Consider the following 7,544-nt stretch of genomic DNA (forward strand, 5'->3'; position numbering starts at 1 on the left):
TCCCCTAACCGTGGGCACCATGTTGCCCTCCCCGGGACACCCAACAACAGGGACTTTGGACCTGGCCATCGTTGGGCCCGCGCGCAGCCCAGGCATCGACACCCGCGCGAGAATCGATCACATGCGCGCGCAGTACCCGGCCCCCAACGGTGTCGTCGGGCTGGTCCCGCTGCACATCGGCTACGCCTTCGAGGTAGACGGCGATGACGACGTCGTCGGGGTCGTGGTGGACACCACGCTCGGCGGGTTCGTGCTGTGGCTGGCCGCTGACAACGCCGTGCAGTTGCCGGCCAGCTCGTCATGATCGTCGAAAACCGTGACCGGTTACGCGACGCGTACGCCAGGCGAGCGCAGACCGGCGCGGTGGCCGAATCACATTCCTGCGATAGATTGCCGTCAAATTTGTCGTCAACGATGGGAAAACCTGACCCGGGTTTGTCAATGACAAACGGCTATGGGACGGCCGGTCACCGCTGGGAAACGAGGCGCTGGACCATGGTGAACAGCAGCGTCGCGCAGGAGTGGCGGAGGTCGTGAACTCTGAGCTGAGGCACGTCGGCTTTCTCGCACAACCGGTGGAACATGCGGTTGACATTGCGGGGTTCTGTCCCGCCGCCTTTTGCCGTCGTGAACACCAAACCCGTCTCACGCCACGACGAGCCTGCAGCCAGCCGCTCCTCGAGTTGCCGCCGGCGATGGTTCACCAGAATCGGCACCAATGGCCCGGGCAGTGGGAGAACCGCCACCGAACCTTCGGTTTTGGCGTGCTCAAATTTCAACTGACCATCCACCCGGTGTAGTGCTCGCCTGATCGTGATTCGCCCCCGGTCGAGGTCCAGGTCCGACCATTCGAGCCCAAGCGCCTCACCTCGCCGCAACCCCATTGACAGCGCGACCGCCCACAATGCGTACAGTCGTTCGTTTCTGCGGTCTTTAGGAAAGTAAGCGCCTCGGCCCGAGTGAACGAGCGCGCCTTCCGATCGTCGGTGACGCGTAGCTGTACGAGCCGAGCGACGTTGCTGCTCAGCTTTTCTCGTCCACCGCATCCTGTAGAGCAGCCCTCAGAACGCGCAGGATTTGTCGGATCGAGCTCGCCGACAGCACATCATTGCAGCATTGAGGCGTAGCCAGAGCACACAACACCGCGCCTTCGACGTGCAGGCCCGCGCAGCGTCCTTGCCCTGCATGCAGCATTGGCACCGTGTCTGCAGCCCGGTGAGCCAAGCGCGGATATGCGCTGCCTGCAAAGACTTCAACTTCCGGTTGCCGATGCCCGGCACAATGTGCAGCCGCACATAGCCTTTATAGGTCGCGTACGTCGCGCGGCGGATGCTCGGTTTTGCGATGTGCTCGAGCCAGTAGCTCATGTACTCCGCGACAGTTAACGTCGTTGTTGCATAGGGTATCCCGCGTCGCTGCTGATCTCCGATTTTCCCTAGTTCGTCAAGTCGTTGATGTTTCCGCAGCCACTCCCGGCTCGAGGTTCCCGGGACCTTTTCGGTGTAGGCGCTGCATCAAACGCAGTGCGGTTACCGGTCCCGGCCGATGAGGTCGGCTGCACGCCATGCCATTGCCATGATCGGACCGTTTAGGTTTCCGGCCCATGGTCGGCATCACCGAGCAGTCCACGACGCGCAGGTGCTCGATCCCGCGGACCTTCAGCTCGCTGCCGACCGCATCCTACTCGCGGGGTCCCATGGCACGGTCATGCTGCATTCCTTCGAACAAGATCCTATGGCACGGGCGATACGATCGTACAGTGATGGCTCTGGTGGGGTGGCACACCGAAGCGCGCCGGGTTCGTCCGCTCGGGTGTCGCCGGTAGCAAGATGGGCAAATGACGTCTGCGGGCGCACGCCGAACCGAGAAGCTGCAGGCGATCCTGGCCGCCACGGAGCGGCTCATGCTTCAGGAGGGCTACGGCTCCGTCACCTACCGCAGCGTCGCCGCGAAGGCGGGGGTGGCCGCCGGCTTGGTCCAGTACTACTTTCCTTCGCTGGACGAGCTCTTCGTCGCGGTCCTTCGTCGTGGTACTGACCGGGTGATCGAGGGCCTGGAGGCGGCGGCCTGCTCGAAATATCCGCTTCGTGCGGTGTGGGAGTACGCCAATAACCGGAGCGGCACGGCGCTGTTGATGGAGTTCGTGGCCCTGGCCAATCACCGTCCGGTCGTCGGCGACATCATCGGCGAAGGCGGTGAGCGGGTCCGCCGTGCCGTGGTGGAGGCGGTTACCGGACGCTGGCCTGCCTATGGGCTCGATGAGGATGAGTTACCTCCGCCGGCGTTGGTCTTCCTGCTGGGAGCCATCCCGCGGATGGTCCACCTAGAAGAGGGGTTGGGCACCTTCACCGGTCATGCTGAGACCCTCGCGCTGGTGGAGCGTTTCTTGAATCGCGTCGAACCCGAAGTCACCGAATTCGACGACTGATTGGCAGTTGCGACGCCAGTTCCGCCCTGGAGGTTGCGCTCTGCCAGCGGATATGATGTTCTTGTACAAATCGCCAAACTCTACCCGGAGGTCGACATGCCCGGAACTTCCTGTCCGATCACTCCCGCCCTGGGTCTCGAAATCACCGGGCTGACTGTTCGCGAACTTGCCACACCGGATGGTGCCCGGAAAGCCCAGGAGGACCTCGACCAATACGGCGTCGTGGTCTACCGCGAGATCAACATCGACGACGACGACCTCATCGCCTTGAGTCGCATGATGGGCACCCTGGTCGTCCAACCGACGGGCGAGCACAAGTACCCGGAGATCCAGACCATCACGCTGGACCCGACCAAGACCAACGCCCTGTTGGCGTCCTTCCGGCAGGGCAACTTCCACTGGCACATCGACGGCGCCACCGACGAGCGTCCGCAGAAGGGAACCCTGCTGACCGCGCGAGAGGTCGACCCCGCCGGGGGCGACACGGAGTTCGCCACCACGTACGCCGCCTACGAAGCGTTGTCGGACGGCGAGAAGGACGAGATCGATTCACTACAAGTGGTTCACAGCTTCGCCCATGCACAGTCGCTGGCCAATCCGGACGCCACCGACGCGGAGCGTGCTGTCTGGGATCGGGTCCCGACGCGGGTGCACCCACTGGTCTGGCGCCGACGCAGCGGGCGCAAGGCTCTGCTTCTCGGCGCGACCGCGGCCGAAGTCGTGGGCTGGCCCGTCGACAAAGGCCGGGAGCTGCTGGACCGGTTGCAGGATTGGTGCACGCAGCCGAAGTTCACTCTGCGCCACAAATGGCACCGCGGTGATCTGGTGATGTGGGACAACACCGGAATGTTGCATCGCGCCTTGCCATTCGAACCAACGTCGGTGCGGCTGATGCACCGCACCACCCTGGCCGGCGAGGAACCCGTCGCCGTCGTGTGACGCAATCAACCCCGCGGTGACGCTACTGCGTCTCGGCGGCCAGGTCGGCGACCACAGCGCGAACCTTGTCCGCCAGTTGAGCGTGTTCGCGCGGATGCACGCCGTTCAGTGTCGTCAGCGGAACCGAAAGCTTGATCGACTCGAGCACCTGGGGCCCGGCGATCGCGAACGATTTCCGTGTTTCGTCGTGAGCCCAGGTGCCGCCGTAGGATCCCAGCGAGGCGCCGATCACGGCGAGCGGTTTGCCTTTCAGGGCGCCTTTGCCATAGGGCCGTGACAGCCAGTCGATGGCGTTCTTCAGTACTCCCGGGATACTGGCGTTGTATTCCGGCGTGACAATCAGGACCGCATCGGTGCGTTCGGCCTCCTGCCGCAGTGCCGTCACCGACTCGGCGACGTCCGCGTCGTCGATGTCCTCGTTGTAGAACGGCAACTCGCCGAGCTGGTCGAACAACGTCAGCGTGACCCCGTCGGGGGCCACCTCGACGGCGAGTTCGGCCAGCTGGCGGTTGACCGACGCCGCACGCAGGCTTCCCAGCAAGACCAGGACGTGGGTCATGGCGTGCTGAACATCCCCCGGTAGCCGAAGGCCGGATGGTGTTGCGAGACATCCGGGGTGTCCGTGTCGAACAATTTCTGTCGCAATGTTCCCGGCCGGTACTCCTTCTGCATCAGGCCCTTCTCCTGGAGTACCGGAACCACGTGTTCGAAGAACTCGTCGTAGCTCTGCGGCATCAGGATGTTCATGATCTGCACGCCGTCGACACCTGCAGCCTGATAGTCAGCCAGCCGCGCGGCGATGGTTTCCGGGGAGCCGACGACCATCTGTGGTACGGACAGGGTGGTCAGGAAGTCGTGCACCGTCGGCTTGGTGCCGGCCGGCCAGGCGTTGATCACCGCCCGGAAAGCTCCTTGGATGCCGGGGATTTCGTCGAGCAGGTCCTCCAGCGGAGTCTGCGGGTTAAAACGGCCGAGATCGGTGCCGGAGAGGCCGGCGAAGTAGGCGACCTGGCCTTCCTGGCTGCGATACTGCTCTAGGTCCTGCCACTTGCGGAAGGCTTCCTCGTCGGTCAAGCCGACGACGAACATCAGGCCTTGCAAGAACAGGATGTCGCCGTCGCGCCTGCCGTGTTCGCGCGCTCGGGCACGTACCGTGCTGATCTGTTGCGCGATGGTTTCCGGGGTGTAGGCGGACAGGAACATCAATTCCGCGTGTTTGCTGGCGAAGTCGAGTCCGGCCTGTGAACCACCGGCCTGCGCGAGCACGGGTGTGCGTTGCGGCGAGGGCTCCATGAGGTTGAAGCCTTCGACGCTGTAGCGCTCGCCTTTGTGGTGGATGTCGTGGATTCTCGCGGGATCTGTGTAGACGCCACGGGATGCGTCGTTGACGACGGCGTCCACGTCCCAGGAGCCCTCCCAGAGCTTGTAGACGACGTCGACATACTCGTCGGCCCATTTGTAGCGTTCCGCGTGGGAAAGGTTGCTCGGTAGTCCGAAGTTGCGGAACGCGCGCTCGTTGGCCGATGTGACGATGTTCCAGCCGACCCGTCCGTCGCTCAGGGCATCCAACGTCGACACTTCTCGGGCGAACATGAATGGGTGCTTCGAGATGACCGAACTCGTGTATAGAAAGCCGATATCGGAGGTTTCGTGGGCCAGCGCAGGCAACAGCATGGAGCAGTCGCCGATCGGGACGTTAACCGCCTGCTCGAAGACGATGTCGCGAGATTGGTTGAACTCTCCCTGAATTCCCAGGACATCGGTGAAAAAGAAAGCGTCGATCTTGGCCTGCTCCGCCTTCTTGGCCAGATCCACCCAGAGATCGAGAGACTTGAACTCCCGGTTGCGTGCCTCCGGATGGCGCCAGCCGCCCTGAAAATTGTGGCCGACCGAATCCATCACCAACAGTGTGAAGACCATCCGCTTCGTCATTGAACGCAATTCCTTCCTGGGTCACATCACCGCGTAGCCAGCGTCGACCGGCAGGGTCACCCAGGTGATGGCTTCTGCCCTGTCCACGTGCGGCACCGGTTATCACCGCGACGCGGTTGTTCACGGTTGTCAATCGAATAGCTCCAAGTCAGCCGATGATGGTGGGCATCGAGTCCCAGCCGCGCACTGTCGAGGTACGTGAGCGGCGGGCGCTGTCGATGTCGACCTCCCACTTGGGGAATCGCTTCAGCACTTCCTCCAGGGCGACGCGGCCTTCCAGTCGTGCCAGCGGGGCACCGAGGCAGAAGTGCGCCCCACGACCGAACGTCAGGAGACCGCCGGGCCGACGGTGGATGTCGAAGCGGTCGGGCTCGTCGAAATGGCGTTCATCGCGATTCGCAGAGGCGAGCATCAGCAGCAGCGCGCTGCCCGCGGGCACGGTCTGGCCGTGGAATTCCACGTCCTCCGCAACCCAGCGGGCCACATGCGGTCCCGGCGGCTCGTAGCGCAGGAGCTCCTCGATGGCGTTGGGAACCAGAGACGGATTTCCGGCGAGATCCTTCAGTTGGTCAGGGTTTTCGCCGAGTACCTTGCCCATCCAGCCGAACAGCCGCCCGGTGGTCTCCACGCCGGCGCCGGCCACGACCGCGAGGAAGATCAGCAGTTCCTCGGTGCTGAGTCGGCGTGTTGCGCCGGTCTCGTCCTCGAACTCGACGTTGAGCAGTTCGGTGATCAGGTCGTCGGACGGGTTCTTGGTTCGCCAGGCGAGGTAGTCGGTGAACATGTCACCGTCGAAGTAGTGGTCCTTTTTCACGGGCAAGGGTTCGCCCGGCTTGTTGCGCAAGACGGCGTGTGCGTGCGCGCGAACGGATGGCTGGTCGGAATCCGGTATGCCGACCAGCATGCCGATGGTCCGCATCGGCAGTTCCGCGCCCAGGTCCTGCACGAAATCGAACCGGTCGCTGCCGATGATCGGATCCAGGCACGCGACGCAGAATGTCCGCACCTTGTCTTCGATTTCCCGGATTCGCTTGGGGGTGAACGCCCGCGACACCAGGGCCCGGTGGATGGTGTGCAGCGGCGGATCCTCATTGATGAACACGCCCGGCGGCATCACCGGATCGGCCTTGACCACTTCGAGGATGTCGCCTTTGGCCGAGCTCAGCTTGTTGGGCTCGCGCAACGCCGCATCGACGTCGGCATAGCGGCTCAGGCCCCAGAAGTCGTGGCGCTCGTTGTAATAGACCGGTGCCTCTTCCCGCAGTCGTCGGTACGTCGGGTAGGGGTCGAGGTCGATCTCGACGACCCAAGGGTCGTAGTACAACTCGCTCACATACCCTCCTCGGCAAAGTCTGTAAGAGCATATAGCATGTGCTGTACGAACGTATAGTGGTGTGGCGAGTCGTGTACGGGTCTCCTGCCGAGGGCGGTGGGAATATGCTCGGGGTCTGCAACAGTGAGGGGATCATGGCCGCATCACCGCGCCGCGTCGGCGCAGAGACGTCGAAGACCCGCGACGCCCTTCTGGATTGCGTCGAGAAGATGATGCTGGAGGAGGGGTACGCCAGCGTCAGCTACCGTGCCCTGGCGGCGAAGGCCGGCGTCACGGCAAGCCTGGTCCAGTACTACTTTCCCTCGCTTGACGACATTTTCCTCGCTGCGATCCACCGCTATTCCGAGCGCAATCTCAAGCACCTGAGCACCACGCTGCAGAAGCGGGCTGACGATCCGCTGCACGCCATGTGGGAGTACAGCTGGCATGAGGCCACTGGCGCCTTGATCACCGAGTTCATGGCGCTGGGCAATCACCGCAAATCGATCCGGTCGGAGATCGCCGACGTGACTGAGCGGATGAGGAAACTTCAGATCGAGGTGCTGAACGGGGCCTTCGGGGCGAACGCCCGCTTCGAGGGAGATTTGTCGCCCAGTGCGGTGGTTATGTTGATCACCGGCATTCCGAAGTTCCTTAATCTGGAGGAAGGTGTCGGCGTCGAGACGGCGCACTCCGAAGTGGTCCGGGCCGTGGAACGTTACCTCGATGCGGTCGAACCGGGGGTGCGACGTAAGCGCAAGCCCGCCAAGACGTCGTCCCGAGGCCGCCGGTAAGAGTGTGGCGATGACGGGTGGCCGTCCCGGAACGCGCCGATCGGCGAAACGTAGTGCCATCCTGCGGGCAACTCAGACGGTCATGCTGCGCGAAGGTTATGCCGCGGTGACTTTCGAAGGGGTGGCCACCGTCGGGGGT

General features: G+C 63.4%; 9 protein-coding genes and 1 pseudogene. 4 read left to right on the forward strand and 6 right to left on the reverse strand.

Annotated features, from left to right (window positions below):
• On the forward strand, nucleotides 1-304 hold a 304-nt coding region (locus VKI00_RS20575), incomplete at its 5' end, for a hypothetical protein (protein ID WP_324440678.1).
• Nucleotides 305-467: 163 nt separating this feature from the next.
• On the opposite strand, the gene VKI00_RS20580 is transcribed toward VKI00_RS20575, so the two are convergent.
• The 3 genes and pseudogenes from VKI00_RS20580 to VKI00_RS20585 all read right to left on the reverse strand — a co-directional run.
• The gene (locus VKI00_RS20580; RefSeq protein WP_324440679.1) at nucleotides 468-1,046 is read right to left on the reverse strand and encodes a site-specific integrase; all 579 of its coding nucleotides are present in this window, start codon (nucleotides 1,044-1,046) and stop codon (nucleotides 468-470) included.
• 15 nt (nucleotides 1,047-1,061) lie between these two features.
• Complete coding sequence (locus VKI00_RS33875; RefSeq protein ID WP_414687252.1) at nucleotides 1,062-1,466, reverse strand: N-terminal phage integrase SAM-like domain-containing protein; 405 nt, start codon at nucleotides 1,464-1,466, stop codon at nucleotides 1,062-1,064.
• A 63-nt stretch (nucleotides 1,467-1,529) separates the two neighbouring features.
• A pseudogene (locus VKI00_RS20585) lies at nucleotides 1,530-1,665 on the reverse strand (GMC oxidoreductase); the annotation flags it as partial.
• Nucleotides 1,666-1,837: 172 nt separating this feature from the next.
• Here VKI00_RS20585 and VKI00_RS20590 point away from each other — a divergent pair.
• Nucleotides 1,838-2,428, forward strand: a complete 591-nt coding sequence (locus VKI00_RS20590) for a TetR/AcrR family transcriptional regulator (protein WP_324440681.1) — start codon at nucleotides 1,838-1,840, stop codon at nucleotides 2,426-2,428.
• 96 nt (nucleotides 2,429-2,524) lie between these two features.
• The gene (locus VKI00_RS20595; protein ID WP_324440683.1) at nucleotides 2,525-3,367 is read left to right on the forward strand and encodes a TauD/TfdA family dioxygenase; all 843 of its coding nucleotides are present in this window, start codon (nucleotides 2,525-2,527) and stop codon (nucleotides 3,365-3,367) included.
• A 22-nt stretch (nucleotides 3,368-3,389) separates the two neighbouring features.
• Here VKI00_RS20595 and VKI00_RS20600 read toward each other — a convergent pair whose 3' ends face one another.
• The 3 genes from VKI00_RS20600 to VKI00_RS20610 all read right to left on the reverse strand — a co-directional run bounded on the left by VKI00_RS20600 (nucleotide 3,390) and on the right by VKI00_RS20610 (nucleotide 6,632).
• Nucleotides 3,390-3,926 carry an NAD(P)H-dependent oxidoreductase gene (locus tag VKI00_RS20600; protein WP_324440685.1) on the reverse strand — a complete coding sequence of 179 codons (537 nt, stop codon included), beginning with the start codon at nucleotides 3,924-3,926 and terminating at the stop codon, nucleotides 3,390-3,392.
• A complete protein-coding gene (locus VKI00_RS20605; RefSeq protein ID WP_324440688.1) occupies nucleotides 3,923-5,299 on the reverse strand; it encodes an NtaA/DmoA family FMN-dependent monooxygenase in 1,377 nt (458 codons plus the stop codon). Before VKI00_RS20605 ends, VKI00_RS20600 begins: the two co-directional genes overlap by 4 nt.
• Nucleotides 5,300-5,447: 148 nt before the next feature.
• Complete coding sequence (locus VKI00_RS20610) at nucleotides 5,448-6,632, reverse strand: cytochrome P450 (protein ID WP_324440690.1); 1,185 nt, start codon at nucleotides 6,630-6,632, stop codon at nucleotides 5,448-5,450.
• Between the two features lie 134 nt (nucleotides 6,633-6,766).
• Between VKI00_RS20610 and VKI00_RS20615 the strand changes: the two genes are divergently transcribed.
• On the forward strand, nucleotides 6,767-7,405 hold the full coding sequence (locus VKI00_RS20615; RefSeq protein WP_324440692.1) for a TetR/AcrR family transcriptional regulator: 639 nt from the start codon (nucleotides 6,767-6,769) through the stop codon (nucleotides 7,403-7,405).
• The last annotated feature ends 139 nt before the right edge of the window (nucleotides 7,406-7,544 follow it).

Origin of the sequence: Mycobacterium sp. (assembly GCF_035314665.1) — a bacterium.
In the GTDB taxonomy this organism is placed as follows: Bacteria; Actinomycetota; Actinomycetes; order Mycobacteriales; family Mycobacteriaceae; genus Mycobacterium.